General features: G+C 43.3%; 17 protein-coding genes and 2 tRNA genes. 9 read left to right on the top strand and 10 right to left on the bottom strand.

Translation table 11 applies throughout. The features are described 5' to 3' along the window. Positions 1–76 precede the first annotated feature (76 nt). Positions 77–613 (bottom strand): RNA methyltransferase, encoded by a 537-nt coding sequence (locus OO016_RS05675; RefSeq protein WP_266011523.1) that lies wholly within the window; start codon positions 611–613, stop codon positions 77–79. Positions 614–776: 163 nt separating this feature from the next. Here OO016_RS05675 and mutS point away from each other — a divergent pair, with 163 nt between their 5' ends. From mutS to OO016_RS05655, 4 genes are all read left to right on the top strand, one after another. Then, a complete protein-coding gene (mutS, locus tag OO016_RS05670) occupies positions 777–3,359 on the top strand; it encodes a DNA mismatch repair protein MutS (protein ID WP_266011968.1) in 2,583 nt (860 codons plus the stop codon). Between the two features lie 96 nt (positions 3,360–3,455). Next, a tRNA-Gly gene (locus tag OO016_RS05665) sits at positions 3,456–3,528 on the top strand. Positions 3,529–3,594: 66 nt separating this feature from the next. Further along, a tRNA-Leu gene (locus OO016_RS05660) sits at positions 3,595–3,679 on the top strand. 523 nt (positions 3,680–4,202) lie between these two features. Continuing rightward, positions 4,203–4,457 carry a hypothetical protein gene (locus tag OO016_RS05655; protein ID WP_266011522.1) on the top strand — a complete coding sequence of 85 codons (255 nt, stop codon included), beginning with the start codon at positions 4,203–4,205 and terminating at the stop codon, positions 4,455–4,457. Between the two features lie 78 nt (positions 4,458–4,535). On the opposite strand, the gene OO016_RS05650 is transcribed toward OO016_RS05655, so the two are convergent. Both OO016_RS05650 and OO016_RS05645 read right to left on the bottom strand, forming a co-directional pair. Beyond that, positions 4,536–4,820: a hypothetical protein gene (locus OO016_RS05650; RefSeq protein ID WP_266011521.1), complete on the bottom strand. Its 285-nt coding sequence runs from the start codon at positions 4,818–4,820 to the stop codon at positions 4,536–4,538. Positions 4,821–5,214: 394 nt separating this feature from the next. Further along, entirely contained in the window at positions 5,215–5,385 is a 171-nt protein-coding gene (locus OO016_RS05645) for a DUF6747 family protein (protein WP_266011520.1), read from the bottom strand. A gap of 446 nt (positions 5,386–5,831) precedes the next feature. Between OO016_RS05645 and OO016_RS05640 the strand changes: the two genes are divergently transcribed. Beyond that, positions 5,832–6,209, top strand: a complete 378-nt coding sequence (locus tag OO016_RS05640; RefSeq protein WP_266011519.1) for a hypothetical protein — start codon at positions 5,832–5,834, stop codon at positions 6,207–6,209. A gap of 493 nt (positions 6,210–6,702) precedes the next feature. Here OO016_RS05640 and OO016_RS05635 read toward each other — a convergent pair whose 3' ends face one another. Together OO016_RS05635 and OO016_RS05630 are read right to left on the bottom strand one after the other, a co-directional pair. Continuing rightward, complete coding sequence (locus OO016_RS05635) at positions 6,703–8,427, bottom strand: hypothetical protein (RefSeq protein ID WP_266011518.1); 1,725 nt, start codon at positions 8,425–8,427, stop codon at positions 6,703–6,705. 467 nt (positions 8,428–8,894) lie between these two features. Then, the gene (locus tag OO016_RS05630) at positions 8,895–12,131 is read right to left on the bottom strand and encodes a S41 family peptidase (protein WP_266011517.1); all 3,237 of its coding nucleotides are present in this window, start codon (positions 12,129–12,131) and stop codon (positions 8,895–8,897) included. 231 nt (positions 12,132–12,362) lie between these two features. On the opposite strand from OO016_RS05630, the gene OO016_RS05625 reads away from it, so the two are divergent. Continuing rightward, complete coding sequence (locus OO016_RS05625; RefSeq protein WP_266011516.1) at positions 12,363–12,725, top strand: hypothetical protein; 363 nt, start codon at positions 12,363–12,365, stop codon at positions 12,723–12,725. Positions 12,726–12,808: 83 nt separating this feature from the next. On the opposite strand, the gene OO016_RS05620 is transcribed toward OO016_RS05625, so the two are convergent. Together OO016_RS05620 and OO016_RS05615 are read right to left on the bottom strand one after the other, a co-directional pair. Then, positions 12,809–13,516 (bottom strand): hypothetical protein, encoded by a 708-nt coding sequence (locus tag OO016_RS05620; protein WP_266011515.1) that lies wholly within the window; start codon positions 13,514–13,516, stop codon positions 12,809–12,811. A 149-nt stretch (positions 13,517–13,665) separates the two neighbouring features. Then, positions 13,666–14,214, bottom strand: a complete 549-nt coding sequence (locus OO016_RS05615) for a lipid-binding SYLF domain-containing protein (protein WP_266011514.1) — start codon at positions 14,212–14,214, stop codon at positions 13,666–13,668. Between the two features lie 102 nt (positions 14,215–14,316). Between OO016_RS05615 and OO016_RS05610 the strand changes: the two genes are divergently transcribed. The 3 genes from OO016_RS05610 to OO016_RS05600 all read left to right on the top strand — a co-directional run bounded on the left by OO016_RS05610 (position 14,317) and on the right by OO016_RS05600 (position 16,862). Further along, positions 14,317–14,826, top strand: a complete 510-nt coding sequence (locus tag OO016_RS05610; protein ID WP_266011513.1) for a metallophosphoesterase family protein — start codon at positions 14,317–14,319, stop codon at positions 14,824–14,826. 94 nt (positions 14,827–14,920) lie between these two features. Continuing rightward, positions 14,921–15,556, top strand: coding sequence for a SanA/YdcF family protein (locus OO016_RS05605; protein WP_266011512.1), 636 nt, complete (start codon positions 14,921–14,923; stop codon positions 15,554–15,556). Positions 15,557–15,608: 52 nt separating this feature from the next. Continuing rightward, on the top strand, positions 15,609–16,862 hold the full coding sequence (locus OO016_RS05600; RefSeq protein ID WP_266011510.1) for an Nramp family divalent metal transporter: 1,254 nt from the start codon (positions 15,609–15,611) through the stop codon (positions 16,860–16,862). Between the two features lie 5 nt (positions 16,863–16,867). On the opposite strand, the gene acs is transcribed toward OO016_RS05600, so the two are convergent. The 3 genes from acs to OO016_RS05585 are packed head-to-tail and all read right to left on the bottom strand — an operon-like array spanning position 16,868 to position 20,759. Further along, positions 16,868–18,775, bottom strand: coding sequence for an acetate--CoA ligase (gene acs, locus OO016_RS05595; RefSeq protein ID WP_266011509.1), 1,908 nt, complete (start codon positions 18,773–18,775; stop codon positions 16,868–16,870). A gap of 11 nt (positions 18,776–18,786) precedes the next feature. After that, positions 18,787–20,478 (bottom strand): sodium:solute symporter family protein, encoded by a 1,692-nt coding sequence (locus OO016_RS05590; protein ID WP_266011508.1) that lies wholly within the window; start codon positions 20,476–20,478, stop codon positions 18,787–18,789. A gap of 23 nt (positions 20,479–20,501) precedes the next feature. Then, positions 20,502–20,759, bottom strand: coding sequence for a DUF4212 domain-containing protein (locus tag OO016_RS05585; RefSeq protein WP_266011507.1), 258 nt, complete (start codon positions 20,757–20,759; stop codon positions 20,502–20,504). Between the last annotated feature and the right edge of the window lie 77 nt (positions 20,760–20,836).

Genomic DNA, 20,836 nt, shown 5'->3' with positions numbered 1-20,836 from the left:
CGTTTTGTAAGGAACTAACTAGCTCAAACTATATATCGAGTGCCCTGGCAAGCAATTGCCGGGGTTTTTTTGTTCCTTATTTCCGGTTTATTTTTGACCAGAAATCCCAGGCAACAACCCCTGCACTTACGGAGATATTAAGGGAGTGTTTGGTTCCAAATTGGGGGATCTCAATACACCCGTGGCAGCTATCCACCACCTCCTGACCCACACCCTTTACTTCATTTCCCAGTACCAGGGCATAGTGCACACCGGATTCAGGTTGAAAATCCTGGAGTTGCATGGCGTTTTCGGTTTGTTCTATAGCCAGGCAGTGGTAATGGGCTTTGAGCTCTTCGATAAGGGTTAAGGTATCCTTGCGATACTCCCAGTCTACGCTCTCAGTTGCCCCTAATGCAGTTTTGTGTATGTCTTTGTGGGGCGGTGTGGCCGTAATGCCACAGAGGTATATTTTTTTGATCAGAAAAGCATCAGCAGTGCGGAAAACCGAACCGATGTTATTCAGGCTGCGCACATTGTCCAAAACAAGTACTACAGGGGTCTTATCAATGGCTTTAAACTGGTCTATATCCAGGCGTTCCAACTCGTTATTGAGCAGCTTTCTCCTTTGCATGAGTATTTCAATCTGAAGGGGTATCTTAAGTTATCCGAAAATATCAACAAATATTCTTGCTCCGGAAGAGAAATGGTACTTTAGTGGTTACCCCTGCGGGCAAAAGTATAATAAAATTAAACCATTGGGTAAGAAAGCAAAAACAAAGAAGGTAACGCCGCTGATGCAGCAATACAACAGCATCAAGACCCGGTATCCTGATGCGCTGCTTTTATTTCGCGTGGGTGATTTTTACGAGACCTTCGGGGAAGATGCCGTTAAAGCAGCGGGGATCCTGGATATTATCCTTACCCATCGCAATAATGGAGGAGATAAAACCGAACTCGCCGGTTTTCCGCACCATGCCCTGAACACCTATCTACCCAAACTGGTACGTGCAGGCCAGCGGGTAGCCATTTGCGATCAACTCGAAGATCCTAAACAAACCAAAACCATAGTAAAAAGGGGCGTTACGGAACTGGTTACTCCGGGTGTGGCCTTAAACGACGATATCTTACAGGCCCGTAAAAACAACTTCCTTTGTGCTGTGCATTTTGGTGCCCGTAGTACCGGAATCGCTTTGTTGGATATTTCCACAGGGGAGTTCCTGACAGCCGAGGGGAACACAGAACAGATCGACAAGTTGCTCCAGAATTTCAATCCATCTGAAATACTGATCTCCAAAAAGGAAAAAAACAGCTTTGCAGAAACCTTTGGCAGGCAGTGGCATTTGTTTTTGCTGGACGACTGGGTTTTCCAGGAAGACTATGCCCATGAATCCCTGAACACCCATTTCAAAACCACCTCACTTAAGGGCTTTGGGGTAGACCATCTTCACAATGGCATCCTGGCTTCCGGAGCGGTGCTGCATTACCTTTCGGAAACCCGTCATAAACAACTTGGCCATATAAATAAGATACAGCGGATTGCCGAAGAGGAATACATCTGGATGGACCGCTTCACCATCCGCAACCTGGAGCTATATCACTCTCAACATGAACAGGCGGTAACGCTACTGGAGGTCATTGATAAAACCCTTTCTTCCATGGGCTCCCGTATGATCAAAAGATGGCTGGCCCTACCGCTGAAGAACATTGCCAAAATCAAAAAAAGGCATGAAGCTGTGGCCCACCTCGTGCAGGATGAGGCTATGCTGGACAAGCTACAGGGCTACATTAAAAAAATAGCAGACCTGGAACGCCTGATCTCCAAGGTAGCTACGGGCAAAATCAACCCAAGGGAAACCGTTCAGTTAAAAAACTCTCTTGAGGCTATAATTCCCATCCGTCAGCAATTATCAGAATCAAGTTGCACCGCCCTTAAAAAATTAAGCGAAGGCATATCACCGTGCGAAGCATTGGGAAACCGGATCAAGGAGATGCTTATGGAAGAAGCCGGGACTCACATACAGAAAGGTGATACCATTGCTCCGGGCTATTCTGAAGAGCTGGACGAACTCCGGAACCTTGCGACTTCGGGGAAAGCGTATCTGGACCAGATGCTGGAACGTGAAAGCGAACGCACGGGAATCCCATCCCTGAAAATCGCTTCGAACAATGTATTTGGCTACTATATTGAAGTAAGAAATACCCATAAAGACAAGGTCCCGGAAGAATGGATCCGGAAGCAAACCCTGGTAAATGCCGAGCGGTATATCACAGAGGAGCTTAAGGAATATGAAGTGAAAATCCTGGGAGCCCAGGAGCGCATCCTCGAGCTGGAGCAGCAACTTTTTGGGCAGCTGGTGGTCTGGATGCGGGAATATATCAGCCCTGTTCAGCAAAACGCAAGGGCAGTGGCAGAATTGGATTGCCTGTGCGGCTTTGCGCAGTTGGCAAAGGAAAATCGCTATGTAGCACCGGTCATGGATGATTCTACGGAGATCGAAATTCTGAATGGCAGGCATCCGGTTATAGAGAAACAGCTTCCTCCCGGGAAGGATTATGTACCAAATGACGTTATACTCAATCGGGATGAGCAACAAATCATCATGATCACCGGACCTAACATGAGCGGTAAATCGGCACTGCTCAGGCAAACCGCCCTGATTGTGCTATTGGCCCAGATGGGCAGTTTTGTACCTGCAGATTCGGCCCGTATCGGGGTTGTGGACAAGATCTTTACCCGTGTTGGGGCCAGTGACAATATTTCCATGGGTGAATCTACCTTTATGGTAGAGATGAATGAGACAGCCACCATCCTGAACAACCTTTCGGAGCGCAGCCTGGTGTTACTGGATGAAATTGGGCGGGGCACCAGCACCTACGATGGAATTTCTATTGCCTGGGCCATATCTGAGTACCTGCATGAACATCCGGCCAGGGCGAAGACATTATTTGCCACCCATTATCACGAACTCAATGAGATGTCTGCCACTTTTGAGCGGATTAAGAATTACAACGTTTCGGTAAAGGAGCTCAAGGACAAGGTATTGTTCCTGAGAAAGCTGGAACCCGGGGGCAGTGAGCACAGCTTTGGGATACATGTAGCCAAAATGGCCGGGATGCCACAGCAGGTGATCCACAAGGCCAACAAGATCCTGAAAAGGCTGGAACAGTCTCATTCCAGTGAGGAACTCACTGAAGACCTGAATGCGGTGCAAAATGAGATGCAGCTCAGTTTCTTCAACCTTGATGATCCCCTGCTGGAACAAATCAAGGAAGAACTGGTTCATTTGGATATCAACACCCTCACTCCGGTTGAGGCACTAATGAAGCTCAATGAGATCAAAAGGATGCTGAGCAAAAACAAACGTGCCAGCTCATAAACCACTAGCTTTTTAGAAAAAAAGTACTTTGGATTTAGCGAATTTGTATTAAATTTGCGTCCCCATCTGATAGATAGGTACGTTCAGAATAAATCTGCGAAAATAGCTCAGTTGGTAGAGCGCCACCTTGCCAAGGTGGAGGTCGCGGGTTCGAATCCCGTTTTTCGCTCGACAAAAACGCTGCTTGTCAGCGTTTTTTTGTACCAGCCTCCGAAGCCAATGCTTAGGAGTATATGCTCGAGTGGTGGAATTGGTAGACACGTTGGACTTAAAATCCAATGGCCATTATGGCCGTGCGGGTTCAAGTCCCGCCTCGAGTACGGATGCATGTAAAACCAGCGGAATCCCGCTGGTTTTTTTGTTTTCAAAGACGAACCAACTTTAGTTGAGTGAAGGATTGGGAAACAAAAAAATACCGTACAATGTGCGGGGTTTTACATGTTCAAGATGTTCGGGCGGGACTCAGCGAAGCTACTTCCCGCCTCGAGTACGGATAAGAAGAAAAGTCAGCGCAAATGCGCTGACTTTTTTGTTCATGCTGGACTGAGCCAAACTTGTTTGAGCGAAGGGCAGGAAAGCAAAAAAGCAGGCCACCGGATTGGCTTTTCTTTTTTCAAAATGTTCGAGCAGGACTCACTGATCCGGATAGCTATCGGGAGAGGTAATTCTCCGCCTCGAGTACAGATGCAAGCAAAAGCCAGTGGTAACCCACTGGCTTTTTTGTTATCTGTGGGGTAAGCCAAACTTTTAGCAATATTATCTTTCCAAAGGCATTATAACTTAAATTTATATGACTTTTTAAATTCCCCAGCCAAAAAGATATTCACGATAATTCATTATGGAATGCACTATAGACCCACCATTTTAAATATCGCTTCATTCCTGCTAATTGTGGTTGACAATTATACTTATTGGACTTCCTATTTTAAGGGAGAAAGATATGAGTACGGTTTTGTTGCATTGGTAATATCTGTCCTGACGGGGTTGTTTGGATTGTTAATAGACCTTGTGCTGCAGAAAAAAGTAAAGAATTTCTGGGTCATAAATGGAATTGGACTTTTGCTGGTCACCTTATTCGTATTGGTTTTCCTGGTTTAGGACGAAAAGCAAAAGCCGCCTATTTACCAGCCCTTTGTGCAAACAACACCTCCGCGAAAGCCATTAAACCATGGACAGTCAAAAACAGCCCTTCTTACGGTAACCTCTAAAGTAGCCTTCGACTTTCTCCTGACTATCTAAAACCTCAACTTGTACATAAGGGCATGCTGATGATTGGTTTTTAAGCCTTTTATATTCTTCCTCGGAAACAGAATAATCAACTATACACGCATCATTATTACAATCACAATTTTCTGAAATTCTTATATAATAATCCACTAAGCATTCTTCGTATTCATAATCTTCATCCAGATTGCAGAAAGTACCTAGGGCTAATAATACATAGCAAACTATTATTTTCATAACTGGGAGTTTTGGTTGTTTGTTAGGTTATGAGGATGGGTATAATTCTACTCCAATTCTTCAAACCAAATTTGCGCAACATATAGAAAAGGGGCGTCCGAAAACTTGCACCAATTAAGAAACAGGATAAAATATACCTCAACCACACCATAAAAACACTACCCCAGCCTTACAGCCGGGGTAGTCTTAAATAAGTAAAGACATTACAAAATAATCACTCTATTCTGCAATGTCTTTGCGGAGCAGAAATAAAATTATGGCAAATAAATAGCTCCGCTATATCCCAAAAATCAACACTGAAAACAGGAGGATTATATAAATTATCATCGCCCCTCCAATTGCTTTTATGTAATGAACGAACTTTACGTTTTTGATGACTTTCATTTAAAATGGTTTAATCAAATGGAAAACCAGTAATGAGCCTGAACACAAAGGCATATACTACAACTGCGAACATGCCAAAACTAAACCAGGCAAAAGCTTTGAAGAAGTTCTTTACCAGGAAATTCCCCAAATTTCTAAAGGCTTCTTCATAAATATTTTTTAGAAGTAAAATTGCTTTCATAATAACAGATTTGTGGGTTATATCTGGGGCTAAATTCCAAAGGATTGAACTTTATGGCAATGATCTTAGACAAAGTTCAATACTATTTCGACAAGGTGTATTTCATCGAACAGACACCGTAAAAATGCACGTTTCACCGATATTAATTTTTTTGTTTAGAGCCTATGAAGTGCAATCTCATTAGGTGAAATGAATGAGGGTCATTTGTTTCATATAGTGAGAGTTTAATGTTATGAGTTCCGATTCCTTTGAGTTAATTTAGGTAGATCTCATCCCCATTTTCATGGATTAAATCAAAGCTGCCCATGAGGTTGTTTAGGGCAAGGTCCCTTTTTACTTAGTGAAGGTGGTGTATTATTCCTGAGCATATCTGCAATATCCTTGCCCTGACCTGCATCATTGCTCACCACACACCTCAGCAATACCTTTATTTAAATTCAGAGGTGATGAAAAAAGCTAAAAAAAGTCTCAAATCCGTCGCACTATTTATGGCAGGATTAATCCTCCTGCAAAGTTGTTCCACTTATAAAACGCCCGTAACCCTTCAACAAGCGGCACAGGAGGAAAAAGCAGTCAAGATTGTTACCATTGACGATGACACCTACAAGTACAAATACATTGTTTATGAAGATGGGCAGTTTTACGGTGTAAAAGACAATCCAGGAGAGGATGTAAAGTTCCCAATTACTGTAGAAGAAGTGGAGGAGGTATTGATGAAGAATGGCGGAATACCTTGGTGGGCGTGGATTCTAATCGTCATAGGGGGCTTTTTTGTTGTTTTAATAACTGTTTATCTAATTGATGATTCTGCCTATGGTTTCTAGTTGTAAGTTAACCAAAAGGCATGCAACATGACTCCTATAATACTCCTCATGCCTCGTCAATAATATCTGTATTGTAAATAAAAAGTGATGAAAACTCTAGTACGAATGATCATCTTATCCCTTTCCATTTTTTTATGTAGCACTTATGGTAGTGATAATCCTTGGGATTGGGATTTTATCCAGTAAGGTGTCCCTCTTCTAAACCCTGGACAGTAAATCACACATCGGCATCTCAATGTTAGGAAACTGAAGCAGAATGTCTAGCAACTGGCCATGCCGAGGATTACGTCTGTATTAGATGTGATTATTAGATTTCGTTATATAGCTTCTGGGTTTTTAACGATCAGGTTAAACCTTATTCTCTCCCACTTCCTGTGACTTATACCATGAACATTGAAGTATTTAGTTCTGATATTTGGAACTCCCAATTGACATAATTCTCATGGGTATTTTCTGATAACGAATCAGAACCTTATCAAGTAGAAAAATTGAATCATTCAGAACATGGATCTTTGATTTCATTTGCTCCAGAAAATGCTACAAATACCGAATTAACCAAAGATTCCCCTCTTATTGAAACTTCAATATAATAATCATCAACTTTAGTTATTAATCCTCCAAACAAATTGCCCTCAACTGCAGATACCAAGTCAGTGCCTGATAACTTTATACCGTTTGATCTATTGCTACCTGATATCCTCAACTTTTTAACAAATGGAACTACCACATTGTCATTGCTTTCTACATAATCAAAAATTTCCACACCAGAATAAGGCAAAACAGTAGCTGTTCTAACTCGAGATACTTCAATTTCATCTGTAAATTGTTCTTGCATAGTATTTTGAGTTGAAGTTGTTGTTGATTGAGTATATGTATAACTACCTGTAACGGACCCGCTAACTTTGGATTCACCAACTTTAGATTTAATGCCGGCTTCAAAACCTAAGGTTACACTTAATCCGGCCTCTCTTGATGAAAACAATTGAAAAGATTCTGTTGTACTTACAGAGGTTGTTCTCGATTTAGTTTCAGACCTTCCTACGGATTCCTCAATGGTACTTCCCGAACAATTTACTATTGTAGATCTGAATGAAAAATCTACACCTGTTGCCCCCATAATGGGTTGATAGTAAATAGTGTTAAATTCTATTACCTCATAATCAATTTCATCTGGAATAATTCTAATTTCCGCTATGGGCAGATCACTAGCATTGGTAAATCCCAAGGCATTGGGATCTTCTTGCCACACCCAGGTATTATCCCAATTTGTCCAATAACCACATTCTCTGTTATCGCTGGCATCTTCATTTATTAAAAACATATTCATCCATCCATTCTCCTTTGGCACTAGTTCAAATATCGCTGCTTCATTAAGAGATTCTACCTTAACTATATTTTGATCACAAGTATCGTTATTTCTATTTACTCCAATGTAACCCTCAGGAACATAATCAATCAAAGCGTTCGGAAATTCTGGACAATTAACAATCTCATTATTGGAATCGATACATATCGCGGGTAACCTAATTTTGTATTTATTATCCGCCACATGATGAAAATAAAATAATTGGACAGATCTCATGTCTTTACCGTTATCTTCATAGGGATATTCCGTAAGTGCAAAGCCGCTATCATTTATCGGTGCACCGAGCATGGAAGGGTTAATGTCTCTTGTGAGAACATCAGTGCTTGGAGTATTAATTGTGCCCCATTGAGTTTTAAATGCAATAATATATTTGGTATTAGGGTCTATATATACCATACCAGGAATAAATTCCAAATCTGTATCAATAGCTAGAATTTCATTATTACTATTAATTGTTAAATTACCCTCATATAAACTCAGCACCTCTCCCTCACTATTTTTTATTTCAATTTGGATTGTAACTCCATCCGAAAAATCATTTTTTTCCTCCTGGCTTAAGGAGTCATTACTAACTCTAAATGCTGCAAGATTCAAATCCTGATTAATCTCAAGAATACGGTTAAATTTGTTGTATTGAGGAAAAGAAATTGTTGCAGTGGTTGGCTTATAACCCTTGGAATTAATTGATCTTACATCTAAAATAAAACCTACCTGCCCGGCATCCGTGGATATATCAACAGTGCCTGTCTCGGTTATTTCTATTTGATTGCTATCTTCTGGAACTATGACCTCCACTTTTGAACATGCTATAAATAAGAAATTGACAACGAGTAAAACTTTTAATTTATTCATAATGTGATTGATTTAATTCCTCTGGAATTATTACTTGACTTCAACCCTTCTCCCAATAATGGTTATTTGGGTTTATCAATAAAGAATACCAATGTAAAATCAACCCTTGAAATATGCTATGACTTGGGTCATCTCTCATCAAACCACTAATAAGATACTGGTAAGAATCATGAGGCTATTCACCCAGTTGGTTAAGTAGTTGTTTAATTATTTTCCCTCCTGTATCCATCGCCCTACTAAATCAATAACATAGGGTTAAAAGTTCAGGGGGTAATTCTCATCAAGAAAACAAGAAGTGTTGATTTACCTGGCCAGCTGACGTCCTTCTGGCAGGCATGGCTAATGCACCCTAACAGTGCTTCCCAGCCTCAAGTACCAGAGAAAAAAAAGTCAGAGCGATTGCTCTGACTTTTTTGTTTTCCAAGTATTTAGCTAAACCGTTTGGCTGGCTTTTAGGAAAAATCTTATCAATTCTCCAACAAGTATTTGACCGCTTCTTCAAGCTGTTGATCCCGTCCTGCAGCCATCTCTCCCGGTTCATTTTGCACCCTGATGTCCGGCTCCATCTGGTTATTTTCCAGAAAGGGTTGTCCGAGCGGTTTCCACCCTCCCATAGGAATGCCAAAGTACAGGCTGGGATCGATCTGTGTTTCCCACCATACAAAGGTTCCGGTTCCGGGAACAGGCATACCAAGGGTCTTTCCTCCTTTTTTGATCTTGTAAGCAACCGGAAAGAGATGGGCGTCTGAGTAATTGCTTTCACCCATCAGGACAATGGACGGTTTTATCCAGCGATTCCAGGGCTGATACCCAATATTCTGCCCGTGGGGGATTATGTCCATGTATTTTTTCCCAACCAGAAAATCAGACAGAACATCGTGCAGGTTACCCCCTCCATTGAATCGTGTATCTACAATCAGGGCTTCGGCACCAATATGCTTGCCCAACGCATCTTCAAAAACAGACCGCATACTCGGATCATTCATGCCTCTGACATGTACATAGCCCAACTTGCCACCTGAGAGTTGAAGGGTTTTTTCCCTGCGTGTGTTTACCCAGCGTTTGTATAGCATTTCATTTTCAGCACCTAAGGATACTGGTTTGACAACCTCCTGCCATCTCTCACCATTTGATGGGTTTAAAAGAGAAAGCAATACATTTTGATCCACTTTTCTATTGAGCAACTGGTAAAAATCAAGTTCTGTAGTAATTCTCACCCCATCAATACTTTCGATGATGCTGCCTTTGGCAACCCGGGAGGCTGCTTTATCCAGTGGACCTCCGAGAAGGACCTCTGCCACACGCAGGCCATCTGCTGTATGAGAATAATCGTAGAGCAGGCCAAGAGAAGCTGTCTGATCCCCATTATCAGGGTTATGCCGATAGCCGCTTCCGGTATGGGAAGCATTGAGTTCACCCAGCATTTCACTCAGCATCTCAGCAAAATCATAATTGTTGTTGATATAAGGCAGGAAGGGAGCATATTCCTTTTTGTAAAATTCCCAGTTTACGCCTTGTAAATCAGGTACATAAAATTTTTCCCGCACCTGTCTCCAGCTATGTTCAAATATGTATGCTCGTTCATCTCCTCTTTTTAAAAGCATCTCCCCCTTTGTGTTTATAGGGGTAGATTTACCATCATTCAGGTTCACTTTCATCGGTTTGCCATCGGCTAATACCAGTAGAAAATCACCCTCTTTAGATCGCTCCATGCCCTGGATATTGCCTCCTATTTTTGAAAACAGTTTGGTTTCTTTAGTGCGCAGGTCCGTCTCCCACAGGTTATCCTTGCCTTCAAAACGGGTAGCATAGTAAAGTTTATCCCCTTCCTTTGAAAGCACATAATCCGAGGCACTGGAAGTATGCACGGTTAATTTCTTTTTGCGTTCTATTAGGTTTTTCCAATCGAAGGTCAGCAGTTTTTTCTCGTCTGCCTTTTCTTTTTTCTTTTTTGATGATTTGTCTTCATCATTTTTCTCTTCTTCCTTCTCTTTATCGGCTTGCTCCTTCATAAGTGCAAACTCTTCTGCTGACAGGTTGAATTTGTCATAGGCTTCCTGGGTAAAAAACATACCAAATACATCACCTTCAGAGATAAATCCGTTCTCCGTCCGGTTACCCTGGCGGGTGGACAGCCAGATTACCATTTTGCCATCCATTTCCCATTTAGGGCGGTAGTCTCTGTAGCCGCTTTGCGTTAGGTTTCGGAGGGTGCCTTTTCCAGAAGCCTCGATCAATCCTACTTCCGGCCAAAAGATGCGTTCTTTCGGTCCAAATCCAACCAAAAACCACTTGTTGTCAGGAGACCATTCATACCACATATCGCCATCCGAATAGGAATAATTATATTCCGGGGGAAGAATAGTTCTGCTGCTCCTGGAATCAAGGTTTATGACTTTGAGCGTGGTACGGTCTTCAAGGTAAGCTACCTCCTTTCCATCGGGAGAGTAAGCAGGTTGAAACTCTTCGGCCTCTGTTGCGATGATGGTCTCTTCCTTTAAAAGTGTAGCAGCAAAGAAGTATTTTTCTTCGGCCCTTTTTATAGTCTGAGTGTATATGTTCCAGCTGTCATTGACCTCCGCGGCATATAAAAGAGACCTGCCGTCAGGACTAAAGCTAACACTCCTTTCCTGCCAGGGCGTATTGGTAATCCTTTTGGTGGTTCCATGCTCAATGCTGCTGACAAAGACTTCTCCTCTGAATACATATGCAAATTCTTTTCCATTGGGCGATAGACTAACCTCAGTAAAATTACCTGCCACTTTCACAACCTTGTCAAGGTTTTGCCTACCATCAAAGGCGATGGACAAGTTGACCTTTTGAGGTTGTTGCCCTTCAACCATGGTATAGAGATCTCCATGGTAACTAAAACAAAGCGTGCCATTGTCTGAAACAGTCAAAAAGCGTACAGGATGATCTGAAAGATTTGTGATAGCCGTGCTTCTTAAAGGATCACTAAGGGAGCTTTTGTATATGTTGAAAGATCCACTTTCCTCTGACAGATAATAAAAGGTATCATTATCTGCTGCCAGTACCGGGTTTCTATCCTCCCCCTCAAAAGTGGACAGTTTTGTATATTCCCCGGTGTTCAGGTCATAGGTCCATATATCCCTTGTAACAGATGAGGTGTGATGCTTCCTCCATTCATTTTCATAGCCTTTTCTATCATGGTAAATAAGCTTGGTCCCATCCGGACTATAGGTTGCATCGTGTGCCGGGGAGGTGAGTAACTGGCTCACCCTGCCCCCTTTAGCAGGTACGCTGTACAACTCAGCCATCACACCCGATGGAAACTGTACATTGGTATGTAAGTCTTGTCGGACACCTGTAAATATTATGTTTTTATTATCCCGTGAAAAATCACTGGGCTTTTCGTTTGTAGAATGGTAGGTGAGCCTTGTAGCTTCTCCGCCAGAAACAGGCATGGTAAATACGTCAAAATTGCCATAGCGATCAGAGGCAAAAGCAATCTGGCTTCCATCGTGGCTCCAAACTGCTGAGTATTCATAGCTTTCCGATAACGTAATGGGAATAGCTGTTCCTCCAGCTGAAGCAACCTTATATATGTCTCCCTTATAATTAAATAAAATGGTTTTACCATCCGGAGATATCGCAGGGTAACGCAACCACCTGGGGTTTTCTTGTGAATAGGAATTTAAACCAAAGAAGAAAATTACAATAAGAAGACGAAGGAATTGGTTCATAATATTTTGTTTCTGTATGTATGGTTTGACTTATAATATCCTAACGAATATACCACTTTACAGAAACATTTTATTCTATAGAACCAACCCGTATCTACCCAGTCAGATGGAATATTTTGAATTAATGAAGACTTAGCTCATCCGGGTTATTCTCCTGCAAGATCCCTGCGCTGACCCACATCATAGCCTATCACCCACTTCAGCCATACCTTTATTCGAAATTCAGAAGTCATGAAAAAGCTGAAGAAAGGACTTAGGATGGTTGCTTTATTCCTATCAGGACTAATCTTCCTGCAAAGCTGTTCCGCATATAAAACTCCTGTAACCCTTCAACAAGCGGCACAGGAGGAAAAAGCTGTTAAGATTTTTACTGTAGATGATGACACCTTCAAGTACAAGTACATTGTATATGAGGACGGACAGTTCTATGGGGTTAAGGATAATCCAGGAGAAGATGTAAAATTTCCAATCAATACAGATGAGGTAACTGATGTGATGATGGAAAAAGATAAAGGAGTATTTTTAAAATGGGGGATAATTGGCGTTATTGTGGTATTTCTGATATCGATACCTATATTTTTATTAACTTATTAAGACTTAGCCAAACACTAGGTTAAGTGGAGTAGACAGTGGGCTTGCACCGCCGATCTACTCCTAAACACAAAGGAGCAGCTAATTCACTCTCGACTAGTCTTATTTAATTCCTTTATTAACAACACTAAGTTGGACTCTTCACTTATATTCAGGTCCTTTTCCTTGATAATTTTGTTTGTTTTCCCAGTATTTCCCAATACACCTAATATGCTCTTTTTGCGAAGCTTTACCTCTTTGGGAATATCATCATTAACTTTCAGGTAATAGTAGGTTTTGTCTTCAAATCTGGCAGGTTTGTCCGGACGTATACCATCTCCTTTACTGCCATAATAATACATTTTTGATTTCTTTTTTAGCAGTATAATCGGTCCCTGGGTAAGTGGAACAAAATATCCTTCCTTAACTTCCTTTTTTCCAATCAAATACAGAAACACGGCATATTTCTCACCTTTGATTGTGGCATGCACATAGTCTCTTTTGAGTAAGGCATAGATCCCGTTCTTATCCTTAACTTCAATATAGTCTTCGAAGGCATTGTATCTTAATAAGGCAGGGATAGACTGAGCATTGTTAATAAAAATCTTCCCGGTTTGAAATTCATCGTTGTCATAGGGAGTTCCTTCCAAATCCGGGGGCAAATCAGAACCGTCAAGCCAAATCTCTCTAAGAAGCTGATTTTGTGTGTCTAAGGTGCTGACTTGAGCAATTACAGCCTGGTTAATTAGTAACAGTAATATTAAAACAAATGATAATCTATAGGCTTGCATGGTCTTGGTTTGTTTCAGATTCATCTTAAAAATAGTGTATTACCAGTCATTCTCAACTTTATTTTAAAATGGATTTAAGCTTAATTAAAAGAAGGTATTGGGGAGGTGGCTAAAGTGCAATAAAAGCCCGCTTATATTCTGGTCTGGACTTTCTATTTAGTAGTTTCAATGCTCTAAAAAGCATCAAACTTGAACTTTTGCCCGCCTACAGAGGCTTCATACATCAGTCCGCCTTTTTGCATGGTAAAGACCATAACCCCGTCCACGTAGCTGGCATCGGCAGAAGCACCTTCGGTGACCGCAACCGCTGAAGCCTGGGCCGCGAATTCAACCTTGTTTTGTTTAAAGCGGTCCATAGCCGCCTTATTCTCGAAGAATATGACCTCCCGGTAGGCTTGACCGCCCCACTGGAATCCTATGCTCAATTGTGTAAGTTTGGCCATCCCGATCTCCTTTCCCCCTTCATAGACTACCCCATTACCGGCAGCACCTCCAATACCTATAGCACCCTTGCCCACATTGGGGAAGATCACATAACCATACGCATTGCTGAAATGCTTTTCCATGCGCCAGTCGGACTCCAGAAACTCCGCCTTGGCCTCGCGGGCATCCTGCCTTATATTTTCTACTTTTTTGCGGGATTGTGCCTGCACTTCAAAGCTGCTCCAACCAAACAAAAACAAGAACGCCATCAATCCAATTCTTAGATGAATTCCCCTCATAACCAATGTGATAATTTTAGTTTACACCTATAAAATTAAGGGGATTTCCCTTAATTTTCGGTCGCCTGCTGTTTTATTTTTGTTAATGTTAAATGCCTTCTGATGAAACTTGCTATCCTTTCTGATATCCACGACCATGTATGGAACCTGAACAAGGCATTGGCCATGCCGGCCTTGCAAAATACGGATGCCTTACTGTTCTGCGGGGACCTTTGTGCGCCTTTTATTATCCACCTGTTAGGACAAGGCTACCCCAACCCCATACACATGGTCCTGGGCAATAATGACGGGGACGTCAATGCAATCATTAACAACCTGAATAGATATCCCCATATGCATTTGCACGGTGAGTATTTCAGGGGTGAATTTAACGGAAAAACCGTAGCCATGAGCCACTACCCTGATAAGGCTCAAAAGCTCGCCGGTCTCGGTATTTATGATATTGTTTGCTATGGCCATAACCACACCCTGAAGGAGGAAAAAACAGGTGCTACCCTGCTGCTTAACCCGGGCCCAATAATGGGTTTCCAAGGGGGAAGCCTGGAAGAGGTCCCAGCCACTTTCATGGTGATTGGCACCAGTGAAGGGCATAGTACCGTACATGAGCTATAATGATTTCACGGCTCATATCCAAGACAAAACAGAGGAGACGGAATAAACCATTCCTGTTGAAAATTTATTGGGGATTTCTTTGTAGTCTTGTATAATGAGGAGAAAAATACGCATTGCCATCCTTCTTCTGATCGCCATGCCCTTAGTGGTGATACTGCTGGCCAATGTTATTATTGAACAGGCTACAAAGAGCAAAACCTACGACACTGTTGCCGATATTCCCCATAACAAGGTGGGACTGGTGCTGGGTACTGCCAGAAGGCTTGTGGAAGGCGGACTAAACCCCTACTACACCCACAGGATTCAGGCTACTGTTGATTTATTTAAGGCCGGTAAGATACAGTATGTTCTGGTAAGCGGGGACAATGGAAGCATCTACTACAACGAACCCACAACCATCAAGAATGACCTGGTAGAAGCAGGTATTCCTGAAGAACGGATTTATCTGGATTATGCAGGTTTCAGGACATTGGATTCCATGGTACGGGCCAAGGTCATTTTCGGACTGGACAGTGTTACAGTAATCTCCCAGGAGTTCCACAACAAAAGGGCCATTTACCTGGCCCGAAAAAAGGGCCTGGACGCCATTGGCTTCAATGCCGGGGATGTCAGCGGAAACCCTGGGTTAAAAGTACACCTGAGGGAGTATCTGGCCAGGGTAAAGGTATTTATAGACCTTATCCTCAACACCCAGCCGCGTTATTATGGCAATCGTATAGAAATCCAATAAGACACCAAGTGTTTAAAATGTCCTATTTTAGACAAAACAAGCTGACCGTTAAATGCCCAAACTAAAAATCTTCCTGAAAAACCTGGGGCCCGGATTGCTCTTTGCAAGCATGGCCATAGGCACTTCGCATCTGGTGCTTTCCACCAAAGCAGGAGCACAGTACGGGTGGGTTATGGTTATCCCGATTATCCTGGCCAACCTTTTAAAATACCCCTTCTTTGAGTTTGGCATCCGCTATACGAATGTTACCGGACGATCCCTCATCGAAGGTTACCGGAGACGTGGAAAAGGCTGGTTGTGGCTGTATGCCTTTATTACCCTCATGACCACCTTTACCATCCTGGCTGCTCTTTATGTTGTGACAGCCGGCCTGTTTATCAATCTGTTCGACTTACCCGACCTGTCTGTGGCAACAGTTGCCCTGGGGCTTTTTTTGTTTATCAGTGCCATACTCATCATCGGGCGTTATAAATTCCTGGAAGATTCCCTTAAAGTGGTGGTATCCATTTTGTTTATTGCTCTCCTGATAACAACAGTGCTGGTAATATTTAAGGGACAGGTAAGCCCGGTCCCCAACTTTGAGCGGGAACCAATTTTCAATGATGTTGGAATCCTGTTCCTTATCGGTCTGATTGGCTGGATGCCTACTGCAGTGGAAGCCTCGAGCTGGATCAGCCTCTGGAGCCTTGCCAAGTACAAGCTGAGCGGAAATAAACCCAGCTTAAAAGAAGCCCTGCAGGAATTCAATTCCGGCTACCTGATGACTGCTTTGCTGGCCATATTCTTCCTGATCATCGGCTGGATGACCCTTTACGGCACCAATACAGAATTAAGCGGCAATGCCGTAACCTTTGCCGATCAGGTGGTGCAGTTGTTCACCACTCATATTGGCAACTGGGCTTATATCTTTATTGCCGTCTCTGCCTTTGCCACCATGTTCAGTACCTGCATGACGGCACACGACGCCATATCCCGGGTAAGTCTTGATATTATAGGCTACCTGACACCTGAAAACAAGGATTTTTCCCGTCGGAGGCACTATGCTGCCGGTGTAATTGTGCTGGCCCTGGTAAATTTTGTAGTGGTAACGGTATTCAGCGCCAATATGGGTATACTGGTGTCCCTGGCCACTTTCATCTCCTTTGTCCTGGCACCCGTGGTGGGATACATGAACCTCAAAAACGTGATGAGCCATGATCTACCCCGGGAGTTCTGGCCTAAAAAATGGCTTCAGGGACTCACCTTTGCGGGGATAATTTTCCTTACCCTGTTCGCCCTGTACTACTGCTGGATTGAACTTAGCTAATCCTGCTATAGTGCGTTATCCATGATTTCCTGTACAACCTCCGGATTGAGCAGTGTACTGATATCACCCATGTTGTCTGTGTCATTAGAGGCGATCTTCCTCAGGATCCTGCGCATAATCTTACCAGATCGGGTCTTGGGCAGGCCTGGCACAAACTGTATCTTATCAAGTTTGGCAATAGGCCCTATCTGCTCTGTAATCTGTTGGTTGATCTCCTTCCTCAGCTCATTACTATCCCGTGATTCCCGCTCCTCCTTCAGAATTACGAAACCATAAAGTGCATTTCCTTTTATATCATGTGGGAAGCCAACAATAGCTGATTCTGCCACTGCGTGGTGCTCATTGATTGCATCTTCTATTGGCGCCGTGCCCAGATTATGTCCGGAGACGATTATCACGTCGTCTACACGTCCTGTAATTCGATAATATCCCACTTCATCCCGTAGTGCACCATCTCCTGTGAAATATTTGTTTTCATAGGCAGCGAAGTAGGTGTCCCGGTACCTCTCATGATTGCCCCATATGGTCCTGGCAATCCCTGGCCAGGGAAATTTAATACATAAACGACCGTGCACCTGGTTTCCTTTTATTTCATTCCCCTCTTCATCCATCAGGGCGGGTTGTACCCCAATAAAGGGCAGGGTGGCATAGGTAGGAATAGTAGGGGTTACATAAGGGATAGGTGAAATCATAATACCTCCTGTTTCCGTCTGCCACCAGGTATCCACAATAGGGCTTTGATCATTACCTACAACATTGTTATACCAGTGCCAGGCATCTTCGTTTATGGGCTCCCCTACCGTACCCAGTACTTTCAGAGAAGATAGGTCATACCTTTCCACATATTCATAGTTTTCCTTGGCAAGGGCCCTGATCGCAGTAGGCGCAGTATAAAACTGGTTAACCTTATGTTTCTCGACTATATGCCAGAACCGGCCAAAATCCGGATAGGTAGGTACTCCTTCAAACATCACCGTGGTAGCACCATTGGCCAGCGGACCGTAAACGATGTAGGAGTGTCCGGTGATCCATCCGATATCTGCGGTACACCAGTACACATCATTTTCCCGGTACTGGAATATATTTTTAAAAGTATAAGCCGTGTATACCATATAGCCGCCACAGGAATGAACCATACCTTTAGGCTTTCCTGTAGAGCCTGATGTATAAAGAATAAACAAAGGATCCTCGGCATCCATCTTAACAACTTCAAAATAAGAATCGGCTTTGTCCAATAATGGCTGAAGCAGTACATCCCTACCTTCTTTCATTTTAATATTGGTCCCAGTCCTTTTTACAACGAGCACGGTTTCTACCCCCGGGCATTCTTCCAGAGCGATATCCACGATTCCCTTTAGGTCGATTTGCTTTTTACCCCGGTAAGAACCGTCTGAAGTGATCACCATTTTACAATCACAATCATTAATACGGGTTGCCAGGGCAGTTGAGGAAAAGCCGGCGAAAACCACGGAATGGATTGCACCGATACGTGCACAGGCCAGTACAGTAACTGCAAGCTCAGGGATCATAGGCAGGTAAATACACACCCTGTCGCCTTTTTGGACACCCTTATCCACGAGTACATTGGCCATTTTACAGACTCGCTCATGTAACTCCTTATAGGTAATATACTGAGCTCCTTCCTTGGGGTTATTGGGTTCAAATATAATGGCTGTTTTATTCTTCCGTATGGGGAGATGCCTGTCCAGGCAATTCTCGGTGATGTTGAGTTTTGCATTCTCAAACCATCTGATTTCAGGTTTGGTAAAATCCCAACTGAGTACTTTGTCCCATTTTTTGCGCCACAAAAAATGTTCTTCTGCGATCTCTTCCCAGAATGTTTCAGGATCTCGTACAGACCTACGGTAAACCTGGAAATATTCTTCCAGGTTCTTTATGAAATAATTACTCATAGAAAAAAATTTTAGTGCGCCTGAGCATCCCCTGCGCCTGAAGGGATGCGGATGTGTTCTACGATGTTCTGAACACCTGCTGGAGGGTTTGGAGTAAACCGGCTAACAATGATAGATACGGCAAAATTCAGCAACATGGCGACGGTTCCAAAGCCCTCGGGAGAAATCCCAAACCACCAATCTTCCTGGGTTCCCCCACCGAACAAATCAAACTTAAATTTAAGCATATATATTGACATTATCACTATGCCAACCAGCATTCCTGCAATGGCTCCTTCCTTATTCATTTTCTTGTAAAATATCCCCAGAATAATAGCCGGGAAGAAGGAAGCTGCCGCCAACCCAAACGCCAATGCAACGGTTGCCGCAACGAAATCCGGAGGATTGATACCAAAGTATCCCGCTATACAAACAGCGACTACTGCTGATAATCTTGCAATGATCAATTCCCCTTTATCCGAGATGTTAGGACGTAACTGTTTTTTTATCAGGTCATGGGATATTGAAGTGGAAATAACGAGTAGCAAACCAGCTGCGGTAGAAAGCGCTGCGGCAAGTCCGCCGGCAGCAACCAGGGCAATCACCCAATTGGGAAGCCTGGCAATTTCAGGATTGGCCAGCACAGTGATATCCGGATCTACTGTTAGTTCATTGATATCCGGATCTGCTACATATTGCACCCTGCCATCGCTATTTTTATCATCAAATCGGATAAGTCCCGTTGTTTCCCATTTAGAAAACCACTCAGGCATGTCTTCATAAGGCTTATTGCTAACCGTCTCAATGAGGTTGGTGCGGGCAAATACCGCAACGGCCGGGGCCGTAGTGTAGAGCACTGCGATGAACAACAGGGCGTAGCCGGCAGATTTACGGGCATCACGGACTTTGGGCACGGTAAAAAAGCGCACAATGACATGGGGCAGGCCCGCTGTTCCTACCATGAGGGCGGCCGTAATGAAGAACACGTCTATCATGGGTTTGGAACCTTCTGTGTACAGGTGAAAACCAAGGTCGCGCGAGAGGCCATCCAGCTTGTCCAGCAGGGACACTTCTTCCCCTAAAACCATGCTCCCCATACCTAATTGCGGGATGGGGTTTCCTGTCATCTGTATCGAAATAAATATAGCGGGGACCATAAAAGCAAAAATGAGCACGCAGTACTGGGCAACCTGGGTATAGGTTATCCCTTTCATTCCCCCAAGTACCGCGTAAAAAAGCACAATGATCATCCCAATTATCACACCCGTATTTATGGGGACTTCCAGGAAGCGCGAAAATACCAGCCCTACCCCCCTCATCTGCCCTGCCACATAGGTAAATGAAACAAGAAGTGCACAAAAGACGGCTACGGTCCGGGCTACATTGGAATAATAGCGGTCTCCTATAAAGTCAGGAACCGTAAATTTCCCAAATTTCCTCAGGTAAGGTGCGAGCAACAGGGCGAGCAGCACATATCCCCCTGTCCAGCCCATCAGGTAAACCGAGCCATCATAACCATTAATGGAGATGAGACCTGCCATCCCCAGGAATGAAGCCGCAGACATCCAGTCGGCCGCCGTGGCCAGTCCATTGGCCAGTGGATGCACACCACCTCCGGCAACATAAAAATCGCGGGTAGATCCTGCCCTTGACCAAATGGCTATTCCGATATATAGCAGGAAGGTGATTACCACCAGGGTCAGGGTCCATGTCTGAACATCCATAAATAGATATTAGTTGGTTAGGTTTATTCCTGAAATCCATACTTTTTGTCCAGGCGGTTCATCAGCCACACATAGACAAAAATCAGGATGACAAAAACATAGATAGACCCTTGCTGGGCGAACCAGAACCCGAGTTTGAATCCACCAAGTGGAATCAGATCCAGGGTGTCCTTCAGTAGGATGCCAAAACCATAGGAAACAAGAGCCCAAATACTAAGTAATATAGCCAGGTATTGCAGGTTTTTTTTCCAGTACTTCCGGGATTTCTCAGATTGCTGCATATAAAAGTCTTCAGCTTAAATATAAATATTCCCTGGCAGTCCTGCAGATTGGTATGCGAATTTTATAAGGAAAGAAG

The sequence above is a fragment of the Lentiprolixibacter aurantiacus genome (assembly GCF_026241225.1).
Lineage (GTDB): Bacteria > Bacteroidota > Bacteroidia > Flavobacteriales > Flavobacteriaceae > Lentiprolixibacter > Lentiprolixibacter aurantiacus.
The sequence above is the reverse complement of the archived record's forward strand: the minus strand, read 5'-3'. Positions and strand labels throughout refer to the sequence as shown.

Excerpts from the sequence above, each read along its gene's own strand:
- OO016_RS05675 (WP_266011523.1), bottom strand. The coding sequence starts at position 613 with ATGCAAAGGAGAAAGCTGCTCAATAACGAGTTGGAACGCCTGGATATA.
- mutS (WP_266011968.1), top strand. The coding sequence starts at position 777 with ATGCAGCAATACAACAGCATCAAGACCCGGTATCCTGATGCGCTGCTT.
- OO016_RS05655 (WP_266011522.1), top strand. The coding sequence starts at position 4,203 with ATGCACTATAGACCCACCATTTTAAATATCGCTTCATTCCTGCTAATT.
- OO016_RS05650 (WP_266011521.1), bottom strand. The coding sequence starts at position 4,820 with ATGAAAATAATAGTTTGCTATGTATTATTAGCCCTAGGTACTTTCTGC.
- OO016_RS05645 (WP_266011520.1), bottom strand. The coding sequence starts at position 5,385 with ATGAAAGCAATTTTACTTCTAAAAAATATTTATGAAGAAGCCTTTAGA.
- OO016_RS05640 (WP_266011519.1), top strand. The coding sequence starts at position 5,832 with ATGAAAAAAGCTAAAAAAAGTCTCAAATCCGTCGCACTATTTATGGCA.
- OO016_RS05635 (WP_266011518.1), bottom strand. The coding sequence starts at position 8,427 with ATGAATAAATTAAAAGTTTTACTCGTTGTCAATTTCTTATTTATAGCA.
- OO016_RS05630 (WP_266011517.1), bottom strand. The coding sequence starts at position 12,131 with ATGAACCAATTCCTTCGTCTTCTTATTGTAATTTTCTTCTTTGGTTTA.
- OO016_RS05625 (WP_266011516.1), top strand. The coding sequence starts at position 12,363 with ATGAAAAAGCTGAAGAAAGGACTTAGGATGGTTGCTTTATTCCTATCA.
- OO016_RS05620 (WP_266011515.1), bottom strand. The coding sequence starts at position 13,516 with ATGAATCTGAAACAAACCAAGACCATGCAAGCCTATAGATTATCATTT.
- OO016_RS05615 (WP_266011514.1), bottom strand. The coding sequence starts at position 14,214 with ATGAGGGGAATTCATCTAAGAATTGGATTGATGGCGTTCTTGTTTTTG.
- OO016_RS05610 (WP_266011513.1), top strand. The coding sequence starts at position 14,317 with ATGAAACTTGCTATCCTTTCTGATATCCACGACCATGTATGGAACCTG.
- OO016_RS05605 (WP_266011512.1), top strand. The coding sequence starts at position 14,921 with ATGAGGAGAAAAATACGCATTGCCATCCTTCTTCTGATCGCCATGCCC.
- OO016_RS05600 (WP_266011510.1), top strand. The coding sequence starts at position 15,609 with ATGCCCAAACTAAAAATCTTCCTGAAAAACCTGGGGCCCGGATTGCTC.
- acs (WP_266011509.1), bottom strand. The coding sequence starts at position 18,775 with ATGAGTAATTATTTCATAAAGAACCTGGAAGAATATTTCCAGGTTTAC.
- OO016_RS05590 (WP_266011508.1), bottom strand. The coding sequence starts at position 20,478 with ATGGATGTTCAGACATGGACCCTGACCCTGGTGGTAATCACCTTCCTG.
- OO016_RS05585 (WP_266011507.1), bottom strand. The coding sequence starts at position 20,759 with ATGCAGCAATCTGAGAAATCCCGGAAGTACTGGAAAAAAAACCTGCAA.